Source organism: Enterobacter sp. BIDMC109, from assembly GCF_001037885.1.
In the GTDB taxonomy this organism is placed as follows: Bacteria; Pseudomonadota; Gammaproteobacteria; order Enterobacterales; family Enterobacteriaceae; genus Enterobacter; species Enterobacter hormaechei_C.
In genome coordinates this window covers 3,814,006-3,830,867 of the sequence record NZ_KQ090002.1, presented here as the reverse complement: position 1 = coordinate 3,830,867, position 16,862 = coordinate 3,814,006, and the positions used below count along the sequence as shown (strand labels likewise).

The 16,862-nt window shown below is 59.3% G+C and carries 16 protein-coding genes; 2 read left to right on the top strand and 14 right to left on the bottom strand.

Annotated elements, in window-relative coordinates; all coding sequences use genetic code 11:
- Positions 1-8: 8 nt before the first annotated feature.
- The 14 genes from yjiA to hpaG form a co-directional block, all read right to left on the bottom strand.
- Positions 9-962, bottom strand: coding sequence for a GTPase (yjiA, locus tag SK62_RS18055; RefSeq protein WP_045333477.1), 954 nt, complete (start codon positions 960-962; stop codon positions 9-11).
- A gap of 10 nt (positions 963-972) precedes the next feature.
- Positions 973-1,176 (bottom strand): YbdD/YjiX family protein, encoded by a 204-nt coding sequence (locus tag SK62_RS18050; protein WP_003856610.1) that lies wholly within the window; start codon positions 1,174-1,176, stop codon positions 973-975.
- A 65-nt stretch (positions 1,177-1,241) separates the two neighbouring features.
- Positions 1,242-3,395 carry a carbon starvation CstA family protein gene (locus SK62_RS18045; RefSeq protein ID WP_047062296.1) on the bottom strand — a complete coding sequence of 718 codons (2,154 nt, stop codon included), beginning with the start codon at positions 3,393-3,395 and terminating at the stop codon, positions 1,242-1,244.
- Between the two features lie 219 nt (positions 3,396-3,614).
- Complete coding sequence (locus SK62_RS18040; protein WP_015572587.1) at positions 3,615-3,872, bottom strand: HTH domain-containing protein; 258 nt, start codon at positions 3,870-3,872, stop codon at positions 3,615-3,617.
- Between the two features lie 120 nt (positions 3,873-3,992).
- Positions 3,993-4,502 carry a 4-hydroxyphenylacetate 3-monooxygenase reductase subunit gene (locus tag SK62_RS18035; protein ID WP_039271792.1) on the bottom strand — a complete coding sequence of 170 codons (510 nt, stop codon included), beginning with the start codon at positions 4,500-4,502 and terminating at the stop codon, positions 3,993-3,995.
- A gap of 17 nt (positions 4,503-4,519) precedes the next feature.
- On the bottom strand, positions 4,520-6,082 hold the full coding sequence (gene hpaB, locus SK62_RS18030; RefSeq protein ID WP_023295873.1) for a 4-hydroxyphenylacetate 3-monooxygenase, oxygenase component: 1,563 nt from the start codon (positions 6,080-6,082) through the stop codon (positions 4,520-4,522).
- Between the two features lie 195 nt (positions 6,083-6,277).
- Positions 6,278-7,168 carry a 4-hydroxyphenylacetate catabolism regulatory protein HpaA gene (gene hpaA, locus SK62_RS18025; RefSeq protein WP_017383853.1) on the bottom strand — a complete coding sequence of 297 codons (891 nt, stop codon included), beginning with the start codon at positions 7,166-7,168 and terminating at the stop codon, positions 6,278-6,280.
- The gene (hpaX, locus tag SK62_RS18020) at positions 7,140-8,483 is read right to left on the bottom strand and encodes a 4-hydroxyphenylacetate permease (protein WP_039271790.1); all 1,344 of its coding nucleotides are present in this window, start codon (positions 8,481-8,483) and stop codon (positions 7,140-7,142) included. Before hpaX ends, hpaA begins: the two co-directional genes overlap by 29 nt.
- Positions 8,484-8,504: 21 nt before the next feature.
- On the bottom strand, positions 8,505-9,299 hold the full coding sequence (gene hpaI / locus SK62_RS18015; RefSeq protein ID WP_039271788.1) for a 4-hydroxy-2-oxoheptanedioate aldolase: 795 nt from the start codon (positions 9,297-9,299) through the stop codon (positions 8,505-8,507).
- 9 nt (positions 9,300-9,308) lie between these two features.
- Complete coding sequence (gene hpaH, locus SK62_RS18010; protein WP_017694562.1) at positions 9,309-10,112, bottom strand: 2-oxo-hept-4-ene-1,7-dioate hydratase; 804 nt, start codon at positions 10,110-10,112, stop codon at positions 9,309-9,311.
- 154 nt (positions 10,113-10,266) lie between these two features.
- Entirely contained in the window at positions 10,267-10,647 is a 381-nt protein-coding gene (locus SK62_RS18005; protein WP_015572594.1) for a 5-carboxymethyl-2-hydroxymuconate Delta-isomerase, read from the bottom strand.
- Positions 10,648-10,656: 9 nt separating this feature from the next.
- Positions 10,657-11,508 carry a 3,4-dihydroxyphenylacetate 2,3-dioxygenase gene (hpaD, locus tag SK62_RS18000; protein ID WP_033486716.1) on the bottom strand — a complete coding sequence of 284 codons (852 nt, stop codon included), beginning with the start codon at positions 11,506-11,508 and terminating at the stop codon, positions 10,657-10,659.
- Positions 11,509-11,510: 2 nt separating this feature from the next.
- Positions 11,511-12,977 carry a 5-carboxymethyl-2-hydroxymuconate semialdehyde dehydrogenase gene (gene hpaE, locus SK62_RS17995; protein WP_017383848.1) on the bottom strand — a complete coding sequence of 489 codons (1,467 nt, stop codon included), beginning with the start codon at positions 12,975-12,977 and terminating at the stop codon, positions 11,511-11,513.
- A complete protein-coding gene (hpaG, locus tag SK62_RS17990; RefSeq protein ID WP_032652492.1) occupies positions 12,974-14,251 on the bottom strand; it encodes a 4-hydroxyphenylacetate degradation bifunctional isomerase/decarboxylase in 1,278 nt (425 codons plus the stop codon). Before hpaG ends, hpaE begins: the two co-directional genes overlap by 4 nt.
- 268 nt (positions 14,252-14,519) lie before the next feature.
- Between hpaG and hpaR the strand changes: the two genes are divergently transcribed.
- Together hpaR and tsr are read left to right on the top strand one after the other, a co-directional pair.
- Entirely contained in the window at positions 14,520-14,960 is a 441-nt protein-coding gene (gene hpaR / locus SK62_RS17985) for a homoprotocatechuate degradation operon regulator HpaR (protein WP_017383846.1), read from the top strand.
- Positions 14,961-15,043: 83 nt separating this feature from the next.
- On the top strand, positions 15,044-16,708 hold the full coding sequence (tsr, locus tag SK62_RS17980; RefSeq protein WP_017383845.1) for a methyl-accepting chemotaxis protein: 1,665 nt from the start codon (positions 15,044-15,046) through the stop codon (positions 16,706-16,708).
- Positions 16,709-16,862 lie beyond the last annotated feature (154 nt).

The following is a 16,862-nucleotide window of genomic DNA, read 5'->3' as shown; positions in this document are numbered from 1 at the left end:
CGGTGCGGTTATTTCTTCAGCCCCGCAAACGCTGCCTGAATTTCTTCTTCCGGCAGCTGTATTCCAATAAACACCATCACGCTGTGCGGCGCTTCATCGTCCCACGGGCGATCCCAGTCGGCGCTGTACAGGCGCTGCACGCCCTGGAACAGCAGGCGGTTCGGCTCGCCGTCGATCCACAGCATCCCTTTATAGCGCAGCAGCTTGTCGGCAAATGACAGTAGCAGGTTCTCCATCACGCGGGAGACCTCGCTGATGTCAACCGGGTAGTCCAGCTCAACCACAATCGACGTCACGTCGTTTTGCTTGTCGGACATAAAGTGGAAGCGCGGTTTCGCGGTGACGTTCTCTTCCAGCATAAAGCCGTTGGTGTTGAACAGCTGAGCGAGATCGATATCGCCATGCGTCACCGTGTAAATGGGCGCACGCGAGTTGATGCGCGTCAGGCGCTCGCGCAGTTTTTCGCTTTCACCCGCCACGTCGGTTTTGGTCAGCAGGATGCGGTCGGCGTAGCCAACCTGGGACTGGGCGATGGTGAACTGGTTCATCTGCTCGTCGGCGTGTACCGCATCCACCAGAGCGATGACGCCGTCCAGCAGATAGCGCTGGCAAATGATCTCATGGGAGAAAAAGGTCTGAATAATCGGGCCGGGGTCGGCCATGCCGGTGCACTCGATCACCAGTCGGTCGAAGTCGATGTCACCGCGATCGCGGCTGTCGAGCAGGTCCAGCAGGGCGTCTTCTAATTCGTTAGAGCGGGTGCAACAGATGCAGCCGTTGGTCAGGGTTTTGATCTGCGTGGCGCGGTCGCCAATCAGCTGATCGTCAACGGAGACTTCGCCAAATTCGTTTTCGATGACGGCGATTTTGAAGCCGTGCTGCTCGTTCAGAATGTGGCGCAGCAGGGTGGTTTTACCGGCGCCGAGGAAACCGGTCAGCAGGGTAACGGCAATCGGGGTCATGGTTTCTCCTTTAGCAGCAGCGGACGCCGCCTTCTCCACTTCCGCCGTAGCGCGCTTCCTGACGCTCGCGGAAGAATTCAGTGTAGGTCATGTACGGCTTATCCGGATGGTTGGTCTTCATATGCTCAACGTAGTTGTCATAGTCCGGAATGCCAATCAGCATTTTCGCCGCCTGACCAAGGTATTTTTTTGCTTCGCCTAAGTTACCAAACATTGAGGGTTCCAGATAGAAGAAGCCCGGTGGCGCTACGCTTACCGGGCCTACAGTAACATGCTTAATTAATGGTGTGAGGAGGTCTTCACGCCGCCTTCCGGCACCGGTACGTACGGGGTCTCTTTGTCCGTACGGCCCTCAACGTTACGCACTTTCATCCAGGTTTTGATGCCGTAGAAGATAATGCTGTACACCACCACCAGGAACAGAATGCTCAGACCCGCGTTGGTGTAGTTGTTCACCACGATATGGTTCATGTTGGCAATCTGCTGCGCGGTCAGATCCGCGCCGCCTGCGGCAATCTTCTCTTTGTACTGGTTAGCCATGAAGAAGAAGCCTTCCAGCTGCGGGTTGGTGCTGAACAGTTTCAGACCCAGCGCCCAGGTAGTGCAGAGCAGCAGCCACAGCGCAGGCACCACGGTGACCCAGATGTATTTGGTGCGTTTCATCTTCACGAGGACAACGGTACCCAGCACCAGGGCCACAGCCGCCAGCATCTGGTTAGAGATACCGAACAGCGGCCACAGGCTCTTCACGCCGCCCAGCGGGTCAACAACGCCCTGATACAGCAGATAACCCCACAGGCCTACGCAGCCCGCAGTGCCCAGAACGCCGGCCACCAGAGAGTCGGTTTTCTTCAGGAATGGCACGAAGTTACCCAGCAGATCCTGCAACATGAAGCGGCCTGCACGCGTACCGGCATCCAGCGCGGTGAGGATGAACAGCGCTTCAAACAGAATGCCGAAGTGGTACCAGAAGCCCATGTCCGCCCACGGCAGCACTTTGTGGAACACGTGTGCGATACCCACCGCCAGCGTTGGCGCGCCACCTGCGCGGTTCAGCACGGACGGTTCGCCGATGTCTTTCGCGGTCTGCATGATCTGCTCGGGCGAAATCACGAAGCCCCAGGAGCTGACGGTCGCCGCCGCGTGCGCGCTGGCGTCTTTCAGCTGTGCCAGGATCAGCGCGGTATTTTCGCCGCCCATCTCATGCAGGTTTGGCATGGTAATGCCGAGACCCGCCGGCGGGGTGTTCATCGCAAAGTACAGGCCAGGCTCGATAATCGACGCCGCAACCAGCGCCATGATCGCCACGAAGGATTCCATCAGCATCGCGCCGTAACCGATGAAGCGCGCGTCGGTTTCGTTGGCCATCAGCTTCGGCGTGGTGCCGGAGGCGATCAGCGCGTGGAAGCCAGACACGGCACCGCAGGCAATGGTGATAAACAGGAACGGGAACAGGGCGCCTTTCCACAGCGGACCGGTACCGTCAATGTACTGCGTCACCGCCGGCATTTTCAGCTCCGGGTTGATGATCACAATACCAATGGCCAGCCCGACGATAACGCCGATTTTCAGGAAGGTTGCCAGGTAGTCACGCGGAGCCAGAATCAGCCACACCGGCAACAGCGCTGAGATGAATGCGTAGCCGATCAGCGCGAAGGTGATGGTGGTGTCTTTAAAGGTCAGCGCCGGACCCCAGTACGGGTCGTGCGCAATCACGCCGCCGAAGTAGATGGAGGCGACCAGCAGCACGATACCGATGATCGACACCTCGCCAACGCGGCCAGGGCGCAGGAAGCGCATGTAGATGCCCATGAACAGCGCAATCGGTACGGTAGAGCAGACGGTGAAGACGCCCCACGGACTTTCGGCCAGCGCTTTCACCACGATCAGGGCCAGCACCGCCAGGATGATGATCATGATCAGGAAGCAGCCGAACAGGGCGATCGTGCCTGGCACGCGGCCCATCTCCTCTTTGATCATCTCGCCCAGCGACGAACCGTTACGGCGCGAGGAGATAAACAGCACCATAAAGTCCTGCACCGCTCCCGCCAGTACCACGCCCGCCAGCAGCCAGAGCGTACCCGGCAGGTAGCCCATCTGCGCGGCCAGCACCGGGCCGACCAGCGGGCCTGCACCGGCGATAGCGGCAAAGTGGTGACCAAACAGCACGTAACGGTTGGTTGGCACGTAGTTCAGGCCGTCGTTGTTAATAACCGCCGGGGTGGCGCGCGTCGGGTCGAGCTTCATAACCTTCTGCGCGATGTACAAGCTGTAGTAGCGATAAGCCACAAGGTAGACGGAAACCGACGCGACCACGATCCACAGGGCGCTGACGTGCTCGCCCCGGCGTAATGCGATAACCGCCAGACAGAAAGCACCGATGATCCCGAGGATGGCCCAGGGCACGTGCTTAAGTAGTTTTTTAGTATCCATAATAAGACCTGGTTTTTTATGTAAAGAAAAAAGGGTCAGGGTTCGTTGTGAGGAGGTATTGATTAATGCTGGAGCGATCGTGCCAGATCCTCGCGCGTGTAAAGCACGGTAAATGGGTGAGTGGTTGAAAGCGATGCGTGAGCGGTCAAAAGCGAGGGTGAGTGGTTAAGGCTCACCCCCGGTGGGAGAAAATATGTGATTGAGATCACTGAGAATAATCTAGCCCTGTGGACTTTTGTCGTTCGCTTCAGGGTAGTGTACGCAGCGGCAGGGCTGATACGCGGGCAGCAGCTGATAGCGCCCTTTGCCGTCGTGTTCAATAATCGGGGAAAGCGCCTGTAAATCGCGGTACACCGTGCGTTCGGTAATGCCAAATTTTTGCATCAGATCGCGGCGATTAACGCTTCCGTTGCGATGCAGGGCAATAATGATTTCAACCAGACGTTCAGCCGAGCGGCTTCGGGGTGAAGGGGCCATAAGACTTTCCAGCGTTAAGGGGGCGGCTGACGACGTTGCCAGCCGCCCCGGAAAATTTATCTTATGGATAGTTAACGGCGCACCTTTGCGGAAACCTTAGCGTTTTTTTGTGCAACGGGATCAAATCGCGGCTTCCATCTCCATCATCACCGGGTGGAAACGGCGTTTGAAGTAGATCAGGCCGTGCCCCTCGCTGCTGAGGATGATGTTCTTAATCTCCACAAGGTAGACCAGATGGGTGCCGATGGTTTGCACCTGGGTTATCTCACCTTCCAGGCTTGCCAGAGCGCCTTTCAGCACCGGCTGCGCCAGCGGTCCTTTCTGCCAGCAGGAGAGAGCAAAGCGCTCCTCCATTGCCATGCCGGTCATCCCGGCAAAGTGGCGGGCCATGATCTCCTGCTCGTGGTTCAGCACGTTGACGCACAGTTTGCCGTTGCCCTGGAAGACCGGGTTCATGGCGCTGTTGGCGTTGATGCAGACCATGACCGAGGGCGGGGTGTCCGTGACCGAACAGACGGCGGTGGCGGTAATGCCGCAGCGACCCGCATCGCCCTCGGTAGTGATCACATTCACCGCCGCCGACAGGCTGGCCATCGCGTCGCGAAAACGCAGGCGTTCTTCAGATTGCATTGAAACCTCCCGCTGCGTTATTTCAGCAGCTTATCCAGCATGTTGATATCAGTGTTGTTGTGCAGGTGCGGTACGGTCCAGCCGTGCTGGTCGTACTCGGACATGCAGCGGTCAACCATCGCCATCATCTTGTCCATGTTGCCGGAGCTTTGCGCCTGACGCAGGCATTGCAGGCGGACCTCATCCTGGCTACCGGAGTAGTTGATTTCGTACAGCTCGTGACGTCCGCCAAACTCGCTGCCGATGGCATCCCACATCAGTTTCAGAATCTTGATGCGTTCGACATGATCCATCCCGTTGGAGCCGCGCACGTACTTCGCCAGGTACTGGTCGATCTGCGGGTTGTTCAGGTCCCGCGCGCTGGACGGCAGGTAGATCAGCCCCGAGGTCACGTTACGTTCGATGATGTTCTTGATCTTCGCATAGGCCATTGGCGCCATCACGCGGTAGGTCTGTAACGCCGCGTGGTCAGGCAGATACGCGCCGTTTACCCACGGAGTGGCTTCGGAGCACATGGAGTCGCTCAGCGCCCAGAACATGTTGCGCCATGCCACCACTTCGCCGAGATCCGCCTGCACGCCGCGGAACTCGAGGGTGCCGGTACACTCCAGCGACTTCTTCAGCAGAGCGGTGATGAAGTCGAGCTTCACTGCCAGACGCACGCAGGCCTGAAGCGGGTACATGCGGGCGAAGCCACCTTCCATCGTCCAGCGACGGCAGCGGTCGAAATCGCGGTAGATCAGCACGTTTTCCCATGGGATCAGCACATGATCCATCACCAGAATGGCGTCGTTCTCGTCAAAGCGGCTGGAGAGCGGGTAGTCGTACGGAGAGCCTGTCGCCCCTGCCACCATCTCGTATGAGGCGCGGGAGATCAGCTTCACCCCTTCGGCATCCATCGGCGCGACGAACATCAGCGCGAAGTCCGGATTTTCCCCCATCACCTGCGCGGAGCCGAAGCCGATCATGTTGTAGTGGGTCAATGCCGAGTTGGTGGCCACCACTTTCGCGCCGCTGACGATGATCCCGGCGTCGGTCTCTTTCTCCAGCTTGATGTAAACGTCTTTCACCTCGTCCGCCGGTTTATGGCGATCGATCGGCGGGTTGACGATGGCGTGGTTAAAGTACAGGCCGGTTTCCTGAATACGGGTGTACCAGTTGCGGGCGTTCTGCTCGAACTGACCGTAGAAGGCAGGGTTAGCGCCGAGCGCGCAGCCGAACGCGGCTTTGTAGTCCGGCGTACGCCCCATCCAGCCGTAGCTCAGGCGCGACCACTCGGCGATGGCGTCACGCTGCTGGCGCAGATCGTCGGCACTTTTCGCCACACGGAAGAATTTATGGGTGTAGCCGCCGCTGCCGGTGTCGGTACCCCAGCAGAGGGTATCCTGCATGTCTGGCTTGTGCAGGGCATCGTACATCTGGGCGATGGACGCCGCCGCATTGCGAAATGCCGGGTGGGTAGTGACGTCCTTAACGCGCTCGCCGTAGATATAAATCTCACGACCATCTTGCAGGCTTTTTAAATACTCTTCACCGGTTAACGGACGTTTGGCATCAGCGCGGAAATCTTCAGGCTTCATAGGGACCTCGTATCGGAAGATGGTTGTTAAATTTATGTTTTGTTTTTGTTGTTTAATTGAAGCTTGAGACGGGCGGAACGTGAAGGGACGATTGGGACAACGGCAGGTACTTTTCGGGTGAGAGGTGGTTTTGTGATCTGTGCGGCTTTTCGGCGGGTGGCGCTGCGCTTACCCGCCCTACGAACCGCTATGCGTTCAGGAAACCGGTACTTTCTGCGCCCGGTATGCGCTGGGTGAGCACCCCGTCAGTCGGTTAAAAAAACGGGCGAAATAGGCCGGATCTTTAAACCCCAGCTGCCAGGCAATTTCGCTCACGGTGCTGTCGGAAAACAGCAGCAAACGCCTGGCTTCCCGCAGCTGGCGGTCGAAGATCAGCCGTTTCGGCGAGCGGTTGGCGAAGCGGCGACAGATATCGGTCAGGCGAGATTCGGTGAGATGCAATTCGCTGGCATACTCCGGCACCGTCCAGTGCTCGTGGTAATGAGCATCTGTCAGCTGGTTAAAGCGCTGAAAAAGCTTCAGCTCACCGCGCATGCCGCCTGACGCGTGGTCGTCGAGCTTCGCGTTGCGCAGCAGCAGGGTAAAAACGGCCTGGGCCAGCAGGACCAGCGTATGCTCGCGACCGGGCAGTTGTTCCGTGGATTCCCGGGCAATCAGCTGCCAGTAGTGCTTCAGCGCCGCCAGCTCGTCAGGCCTGTCGGCAAGCGACAGGCAGATCCCCGGCAGGCCGAACGCTTCCCGCGTACCGGGGTAGAGCACTTCTAACAGCGGCCAGATGAGATCCTCGCGCACCGTCAGCACGTGGCCGTCGCTGTCGGATTCGGTAATAAACGCGTGCGGCACCGACGGTGGCGTTAGCACGAACAGCGGCGCCTGCACCGAGTAACGGTGGTCGTCGAGCTGGAGCTCAATCTGCCCGGTGTCGAGAAAATGCATCTGAAAATACTGGTCGTGGCGGTGCGCCTGCATGTCGCGGCCAAAAAAGGCCGCCATGCGGGCGAACGACTGGTAGTGCACATCGTCGGTGCCCAGACTTTCGTCGTAATCCTTGCTGATATCAATGTTGGCGATGGGGCTCTGGCACATGATCGTTCCTCTGTTGATCCCGCTGCGTCATCGGAATGCGCGTCAGCACCAGCGCGCCCACCACCAGCAGACCCGCCACGAACCACAGTCCCGAGCTGAAGCTGCCGGTCGCGTCGCGCAAAATACCTATCAGCAATGGGCTGACGGCAGACCCGACGTTGCCGATGGCGTTGATCACCGCCAGCGCCACCGCGCGGGATTGCAGGCTAATAACCTGATCCGGCGTGGTCCAGAATATCGCCATGGCGGTAAACGATCCGGTTGAGGCCATGATGATGCCAAGCAGCTGGATCAGGCTGTGATCGGTCGCCGAGGCCAGCATCCATCCCGCCGCTGCAAAAAGATACGGCAGGATGGTGTGCTTTTTTCGCTCTTTCAGCCTGTCGGAGCGGCGGCTCCACCAGATCATCCCGAGGATGGTGCAAAACTGCGGGATCGCCGCCAGCAGGCCAATCACGATATTGCTGCTGCCGGTGTTGAAGCTTTGCAGGATCTGCGGCGTCCAGATGTTGATCGCGCTCAGCGTATTCGTCAGGCAGAAGTAGGCCAGCGTGTAGAGCAGCACGGCGGGCGTCAGCACCTCGCGCAGCGTCGAGCGCGGCGTGGCGGTATGCGCAATGGCCAGCTCCTGCTCGCGGGCGATCATCGTTTTGAGTGCCTGCTTTTCGTCATCATCCAGCCAGGTGGCCTGCTCCGGGGTGTCGTTAAGGTAGAACCAGGTCACCACGCCGAGCACCACCGATGGCAGCCCCTCCAGCAGGAACAGCCACTGCCAGCCCTTCAGGTTCCACAGCCCGTCCATCGCCAGAATGTACCCGGAGAGGATCGAGCCGAGCATCATGGTCACCGGCATGGCGATCATAAACAGCGCGTTGGCGCGGGCGCGGTGATACGCCGGGAACCACCAGGTGAGATAGACCAGAATGCCTGGCAGGAAACCGGCTTCGGCAATGCCCACCAGCATGCGCAGGACATAAAGCGTTTCGGGGCTGGTGGCGAACATGGTGCAGGTAGAGGCGATGCCCCACACCACCATGATCCCGGCGATCCAGCGGCGGGCGCCGACCTTCGCCAGCATGATGTTGCTGGGGATACCGCACAGCACGTAGGTCACGTAAAACAGCGTCGCGGCCAGGCCAAACATGGTTGACGTGAGGCCCAGATCTTTGCCCATCGTCAGCCCGGCAAAGCCGATGTTGATGCGATCGAGAAACGAGAAAACAAACAGGATAAAAAGAAACACGATCAAACGACGGAACAGCTTATTAATAACGCGATGTTCAACAGCTTTATTATGCAGGGTTGAGGTCGTCATGTTGCGCTCCACATCGTACGTTTAGTAGACGGATTTATTGTTATCAACTGCTGTGGTGACGTCGGTAAAGCGGGCCGCCAGCGCTTCGGCGCTGCGGGCGAGCAGGGTGGTATCCACGCCGACCGCGACAAACAACGCGCCGAGGCTGAGATAGCGTTTTGCCAGCTGTTCATTCGCCATCAGGATGCCGGGCGCTTTGCCCGCGCTGAGGATCTGCGCGATCGCCTGTTCAATGGCGGCCTGCACCTCCGGGTGCAGCGGATTACCGGCGAAGCCCATGTCGGCGCTCAGATCCGCCGGGCCGATAAACACGCCGTCCACCCCTTCCACGTCCAGGATCTGCGGCAGGTTTTTCAGCGCCTCGCGAGTTTCGATTTGCACCAGCACGCACATGGCGTCGTTAGCCTGATGCAGATACTCCGGGATGCGGTTCCAGCGCGACGCCCGCGCCAGCGCGCTGCCGACGCCGCGAATGCCGGCAGGCGGATAGCGGGTGGCGCTGACCGCCAGACGGGCTTCGTCGGCGTTTTGCACCATCGGCACCAGCAGGGTTTGCGCCCCCACGTCCAGCAACTGCTTGATCTGCACCGGATCGTTCCACGACGGGCGCACCACCGGCTGGCTGGGATAAGGGGCGATGGCCTGTAGCTGAGTCAGGATGGTTTGCACGCTGTTCGGCGCGTGCTCTCCGTCGATCAGCAACCAGTCAAAACCGGCCCCGGCCAGTAGCTCAGCGCTGTAGCTGCTGGTCAGCCCCAGCCACAGGCCGATTTGTGGCTTTCCGGCTTTCAGCGCGGTCTTAAATGCGTTTTCCATGGTGCACTCCTACACAAAGCGGCAACTGATGGAGCCCATGTTGCCGTAGTCGACGTGGAAGGTGTCGCCTCTGCTGGCGGCAACCGGGCGGGTAAACGAGCCGCCGAGGATGATCTGGCCTGGCTCAAGCTGCACGTCGTATGGCGCGAGTTTGTTCGCCAGCCACGCCACGCCGTTTGCCGGGTGGTTAAGCACGCCTGCGGCGACCCCGGTCTCTTCGATCACGCCGTTGCGGTAGAGCAGGGCGGAGATCCAGCGCAGATCCAGCTCGTCGGGTTTAATCGGGCGGCCGCCGAGGATCACGCCCGCGTTGGCGGCGTTATCGGAGATGGTGTCGAACACCTTGCGCGGGCGCTGGGTTTCCGGGTCAACGTTATGGCAGCGGGCGTCGATCAGCTCCAGGGCGGGGATGACGTAATCCGTGGCGTTGTAGACGTCGAAGATCGTGCAGTTCGGGCCGCGCAGCGGTTTTGCCAGCACGAAGGCCAGCTCCACTTCGATGCGCGGGACGATAAAGCGAGCCACGGGGATGTCGCTGCCGTCGTGGAAGAACATATCGTCCAGCAGCGCGCCGTAGTCCGGCTCGCTGATCTGCGAGCTGGCCTGCATCGCTTTGGAGGTGAGGCCGATCTTGTGGCCTTTCAGCACGCGGCCTTCGGCGATTTTCAGGCTCACCCATTCGCGCTGGACGGCGTAGGCGTCTTCAATGGTGATCTCCGGGTACTCCAGCGAGATCGCGCGGATCTGCTCCCGGGATTGTTCCGCCTGATGCAGGCGGTGGGCGATCAGGGTATGGGTGTGTTTGTCGAGCATGGCGTATCCTTTGTGCGGCTGTTGCCGGGTGGCGCTTCGCTTACCCGGCCTACGGTTCGGTGCTGCTGTTGCCGGGTGGCGCTGCGCTTACCCGGCCTACGGTTTGGGGCCGTTGTAGGCCCGGTAAGCGCAGCGCCACCGGGCGAGCAAACGGCTACTTAAACAACGCGTGCACGTTGTTCTGCTTGTAATTAAGCGTCGGGTGCAGCTCGTCGAGCTCGAACGACAGCGCCAGATAGCGGGCGGCCATCAGCTCTGCAAAATGCGTTTTGATCAGCGCAAACAGCATTTCACCGACCTCTTTCCGGCTTTCCAGGCTGCGCCCCGCGCCGATCTTCAGCGTCATATGCACAAAGGCGTAATCGTGCTTACCGTCTGCCATCTGCCAGGTGTCCAGCCAGTGGGCGCGGCTGCGGATACCGCCGATGGGGAAGATGCCCGTGGCGGCGAGCGCCTCGTTCACTTTGGCGAACAGCCCTGGCAGGTCGGCCTGCTCGCGGATGTTGTCGGTACATTCAGCAATAAAGTGCGGCATGGTGGCTCCTTACGCGGGCAGCGGGAAAACGGCGTTGACCTGGCCGGTGCCGGAGCTGGCGAACAGCTCGGTGAGAAACTCCACCTTACCGTCGTATTTGTCCCAGCCGAGCATCCCCAGCAGCATCACCGTGTCGTGCATATTGCCCTCGCCGTAGCAGTAGTCGGCGTACTCCGGCAGCATGCTGCAAAACTCCTTGAACTGACCCTCGCGCCACAGCTTCACCACGCGCTCGTCCATCTGGCGGTCAAACTCGCGGGTGTAGCTGTTCATCCCTTCCTCCGCGCGCTGGTCGTCGATAAAGCGGTGCGAGAGCGAGCCGCTGGCAAGCACCGCCACGGTGCCGTCGTATTTTTCGATGGCACTGATGATGGCCTCGCCCAGCCTGCGGCTGTCGGCGAAGTCGTGAACCGTGCAGAACGCCGAGATGGAGATCACTTTGAAGTGCTTATCCGCGTTCATGTAGCGCATCGGCACCAGCGTGCCGTACTCCAGCTTCAGGCTCGGGATGTTGTGCGCCTTGGCGCGAACGCCAAGCTTCACCGCTTCGTCGGCAATCAGCTGGCCGAGTTCCGGGTTGCCGTCGTAGTCGTAGGTCATGTCGCGAATAAAATGCGGCAGCTCGTTGCTGGTGTAGACGCCCGAAAAATGGTCCGCGCAGTTGATGTGATACGCGCTGTTCACCAGCCAGTGGGTGTCGAAGACGATAATGGTGTCCACGCCCAGCTCGCGGCAGCGCTTGCTGATCTCTTTATGCCCGTCGATGGCCGACTGGCGGCAGCCGTGGTTTTTGCCCGGCAGTTCAGAGAGATACATTGACGGAACGTGTGTGATTTTTGCCGCTAAGGCTAATTTTCCCATGATCAGATCCCCCACTTTGGAATCGGATGGTCACCCATGGAGATACAGACGTTCTTCATCTCCGCGAAGACCTCGAAGCTGTACTCGCCGCCCTCACGCCCGGTGCCGGAGGCCTTCACGCCGCCAAACGGCTGGCGCAGGTCGCGCACGTTCTGGGTGTTGACGAACACCATGCCCGCTTCGATGCTGCGCGCCAGACGCAGCACTTTGCTGACGTCCTGGGTCCAGATGTAAGATGCCAGGCCGTATTCCACGTCGTTCGCCAGGCGCAGGCCTTCCGCTTCATCCTTAAACGGCAGCAGGCAGGCCACTGGCCCGAAGATCTCCTCCTGCGCCACGCGCATGCGGTTATCGACATCCGCCAGCACGGTCGGGCGCAGGAAGTTGCCGCCCTTCAGGTGCGCAGGTAGATCGGTCGGTTTGTCCGGGCCGCCCGCCAGCAGGGTTGCGCCTTCCTCAATGCCGAGGCGGATGTAGCCGGAGACTTTTTCCCAGTGCTGCTGGCTGATGAGCGCGCCAATCTGGGTGTTCGGATCGGTCGGGTCGCCCACGCGCAGGCGGTTGGCGCGCTCGGCAAAGCGTTTGACGAACTCCGGGTAGATGCTCTGCTGGATGAAGATGCGCGAGCCGGCGGTGCAGCGTTCGCCGTTGATGGAGAAGATGGTAAACAGGGCTGCGTCCAGCGCGCGCTCAATGTCGGCATCTTCGAAAATCAGCACCGGAGATTTGCCGCCCAGCTCCATGGAATACTTCTTCAGCCCGGCGTTTTTCATGATGTTGCGCCCGGTGGCGGTACCGCCGGTGAAGGAGACGGCGCGCACGTCATGATGACGCACCAGCGCGTCGCCCGCCGTGGCGCCATAGCCCTGCACCACGTTGAGCACGCCCGCCGGAATGCCCGCTTCGAGGGCCAGCTCGCCCAGACGGTCGGCGGTCAGCGGGGAGAGTTCAGACATCTTCAGCACCGCGGTATTCCCTAAGGCCAGGCACGGCGCGACCTTCCAGGTGGCGGTCATAAACGGCACGTTCCACGGCGACACCAGCGCGCAAACGCCTACCGGCTGCACGAGGGTGTAGTTGAGCATCTTGTCGTCGACCGGGTAGGTTTTGCCGTTCATCTGCTGGCACACCTCGGCGAAGAACTCGAAGTTGTGCGAGGCGCGCGGAATGAGCACGTTTTTGGTCTGGTGGATCGGCAGGCCGGTGTCGGCGGTTTCCATCGCGGCAATGTCCGGCACGTTCTGGTCAATCAGATCCCCCAGGCGACGCATCAGGCGCGCGCGCTCCTTCATCGGCAGGTTGGCCCATTTCGGAAACGCCTCTTTGGCGGCGGCAACGGCCTGATGGATTTCGGCTTCGCCGCCTGAGGCCACTTCTGCCAGCACCTCGCCGGAGGCCGGGTTAGTGGTTTGAAAGTACTCACTTCCGGCGACGTTTTTACCGTTGATCCAGTGGTTAATCTTTTTCATTTTGCAGTCTCCTCACTGACAATTCGGTTTACCAGACGGCCTACGCCTTCCACTTCCACCACCACCTCATCGCCCGGCACCACGTCGGACAGCCCCTTCGGCGTGCCGGTGGCAATCATGTCGCCCGGTTGCAGGGTCATAAAATCGCTCAGATACGCAATCAAGTAGGGGATGCTGAAGATCAGGTCTGCCGTGGTGCCTTCCTGACGCAGTTCACCGTTGACGTAGGTGCGAAGACGAAGGTTGTGCGGGTCAGGAATGGCTTCTTTTGGCACTACGTTCGGGCTGATGGGGGTCAGCCCGTCGCGGCTTTTCACCCGCAGGTTCGGGCGATAGTAGTTTTCGAGATAATCGCGGATGGCGTAATCGTTGCACACCGTATAGCCCGCCACGTAGTCCATCGCCTCGGCTTCGCTGACCTTGCGCGCGGTTTTGCCGATGACCACCACCAGCTCCGCTTCGTAATGCATGTACTCGATATTGTTCGGGCGCACCGACGTCTGGTTGTCGCCGTTAAAGGTATTCGGCGCTTTGATAAACACCAGCGGCTCGGTGGGTGGCTTGAAGTCCAGCTCGCTGGCGTGGTCGGCATAGTTCAGACCGAGGGCAAACAGCGTGGCGTGCGGCGGCGTGCGCGGAGCGATGGCAACGTCGCGTTCCTCCACCACCGGGTTTTCCAGCGGCGGAAATCCTTCTGCCAGAATACGTACCCGATCGCCCGGGCGAACTTCGACGCGGCTTTGCGGAGTGCCGAGCAATATCGCATCGCCGGGGTTCAGGGTGGCAAATTCGCTCAGGGCGCTCAGCAGTTCGGCGGCGTTGCGGTGCAGATCGGCCGTGTTCCAGTGGTCCGCTTCGCGGCCGTTGATCTCGGTGATGATGGTCAGATTATCCACATTATCAACGGCGACAGGTTCGCCGAGCGGGCAAAATCCATCCCGGCATTTGGCTTTGATCGCCGGACGGTAGAAGCTCTCTTCCGGCAGGCTGATTTCGTTAGCCAGCGCGTAGCCGGCGATGTACGCCGCCGCCTCTTCAACGCGTACTTTGCTGGCGGTTTTGCCCACCACCAGCGCCACCGTCGCGCCGCTTAACACGGTTTCTCCCTGCGGGAAGGGAATCGGTTCGCCTGCGCGGATAACAGTGTTATGTGGCTTGATAAACCACACCGCCGTTTTTGGCGGCGCGTTATAGGGGGCTTTTTCAAACGCCTCAGCCCAGGCCACACGCTGGCTTTGGTGGTTTAGCGCTACGGCAAAAACAGTACCTTTCATTCCCATACTCCTCAAACCGGCTGTCCGGTTTTGATTTCATTAATATGTTAATGATCTGGTTTTATGCTTTTGCTGTTCGTTTCGCAATCAGAAGTGAATAATTTGTGATGCAAATAACAATAAATTTACATAAAAGGGTGGATTGATATTTAAATCAATAAGTTAAAAAAATAGATTTGTTTCTGTTAGACTTTTTGGGTTAAAACGTGTTGTCTATAAAAGCATCTGTTTTTAATTGTTTATTTGTTAATGATGTAAGGGGTAGATGATGCATGACTCATTAACCATCGCGCTGTTGCAGGCGCGTGAAGCGGCGATGGGCTACTTCCGCCCGATAGTGAAGCGGCATAATCTGACCGAGCAGCAGTGGCGTATCGTCCGCGTGCTGGCCGAGCATCCCTCCATGGATTTTCACGATCTGGCGTTCCGCACCTGTATTTTGCGCCCAAGCCTGACCGGCATTCTGACGCGGATGGAGCGCGACGGTCTGGTGCTGCGCTTAAAACCGGTGACTGACCAGCGCAAGCTGTACGTGTCGCTGACGAAAGAAGGCAACGCGCTGTACCAGCGTGCTCAGGCTCAGGTGGAAGAGGCGTACCAGCAGATTGAGGCGGAATATACGCCTGAGAAGATGAAGCAGCTCACGGCGCTGCTGGAAGAGTTTATTGAACTTGGAAACCGACATATCGCCGCGAGGGACGAAGCGTAAAAACCCTAAATTCCAGGATGATTTTCGTAAAGTTTTCTCATGCCAGGCCGAATATTCTGTATCTGCCTGAGGAAAGAGAAAACATGTTAAACCGAATCAAGATTGTCACCAGCTTACTGCTGGTTTTAGCGATATTTGGCCTTTTACAACTCACGTCTGGTGGTCTTTTCTTCAATGCCCTGAAGCATGACAAAGAGAATTTCACCATCCTGCAAACCATTCGCCAGCAACAATCCACCCTGAACGGTAGCTGGGTGGCGCTGCTGCAAACCCGTAACACCCTGAACCGCGCGGGTATCCGCTATATGATGGATCAGAACAATATCGGCAGCGGCTCAACCGTCGCCGAGCTGATGCAGATTGCCTCTGCGTCTCTGAAACAGGCGGAAAAAAACTGGGCGGATTACGAAGCGCTGCCGCGCGACCCGCGTCAGAGCGACGCTGCGGCACTGGAAATCAAACGTAATTACGATATCTACCATGGCGCGCTGGCTGAGCTGATCCAGCTGCTGGGGGCGGGCAAAATCAATGAGTTCTTCGACCAGCCGACCCAGAGCTATCAGGATGGCTTTGAGAAGCAGTACGTCAACTACCTGCAACAGAACGACGCGCTGTATCAGACCGCGGTTGAAGACAGCAACAGCTCTTACCGCCAGGCTATCTGGGTGCTGATTAGCGTGCTGGCTGCGGTGCTGGTGGTGATTGTTGCCGTCTGGCTGGGTATTCGTCAGGCGCTGATTTCGCCGCTGAACCGTCTGATTGACAGCATTCGTCATATCGCCAGCGGCGACCTGGTGAAGCGCATCGACGTGGAAGGCTCCAACGAGATGGGGGTACTGGCTGACTCCCTGCGCCATATGCAGGGCGAGCTGGTGCGTACCGTGGGTGACGTGCGTAACGGCGCCAACGCTATTTACAGCGGTGCGAGCGAAATCTCGATGGGCAATAACGATCTCTCATCCCGTACCGAACAGCAGGCTGCCTCTCTGGAAGAGACCGCCGCCAGCATGGAACAGCTGACTGCCACCGTGAAGCAGAACGCCGAGAACGCCCGTCAGGCGAGCAACCTGGCGCTGAGCGCGTCTGAAACCGCGCAGAAAGGCGGCAAGGTGGTGGATAACGTGGTGCAGACCATGCGTGACATCGCCGGCAGTTCGCAGAAAATCGCCGATATCATCAGCGTGATCGACGGGATTGCCTTCCAGACCAATATTCTGGCGCTGAACGCGGCGGTAGAAGCGGCGCGTGCGGGCGAGCAGGGGCGTGGTTTTGCGGTGGTTGCAGGTGAAGTCCGAAACCTGGCGCAGCGCAGCGCCCAGGCGGCTCGCGAGATCAAGAGCCTGATTGAAGACTCCGTGGGGCGCGTGGAAATTGGTTCAACGCTTGTTGAAAGCGCGGGTGAAACCATGGGTGAGATCGTGAATGCGGTAACGCGCGTGACGGATATCATGGGCGAAATCGCGTCTGCGTCTGACGAGCAGAGCCGCGGTATCGACCAGGTTGGGCTGGCGGTGGCTGAGATGGATCGCGTGACCCAGCAGAACGCCTCGCTGGTGGAAGAGTCTGCGGCGGCGGCCGCGGCACTGGAAGAGCAGGCGAGCCGTCTGACGCAGGCCGTTGCGGTGTTCCGTATTCAGCAGGAACAGATGAAGGCGCGCGAGTTCGCCTCGGCGAAAAGCGTTGCCGCACCGGTAGTGGCGCGTAAACCGGCGACCGCAGACGCGGGCGATAACTGGGAAACGTTCTGACGCTGTGCGTTTCGCCGGGTGGCGGCTACGCCTGACCCGGCCTACGGATTGTGCGTTTTGCCGGGTGGCGGCTGCGCCTTACCCGGCCTACGGATTGTGCGTTTTGCCGGGTGGCGGCTGCGCCTGACCCGGCCTACGGATTGTGCGTTTCGCC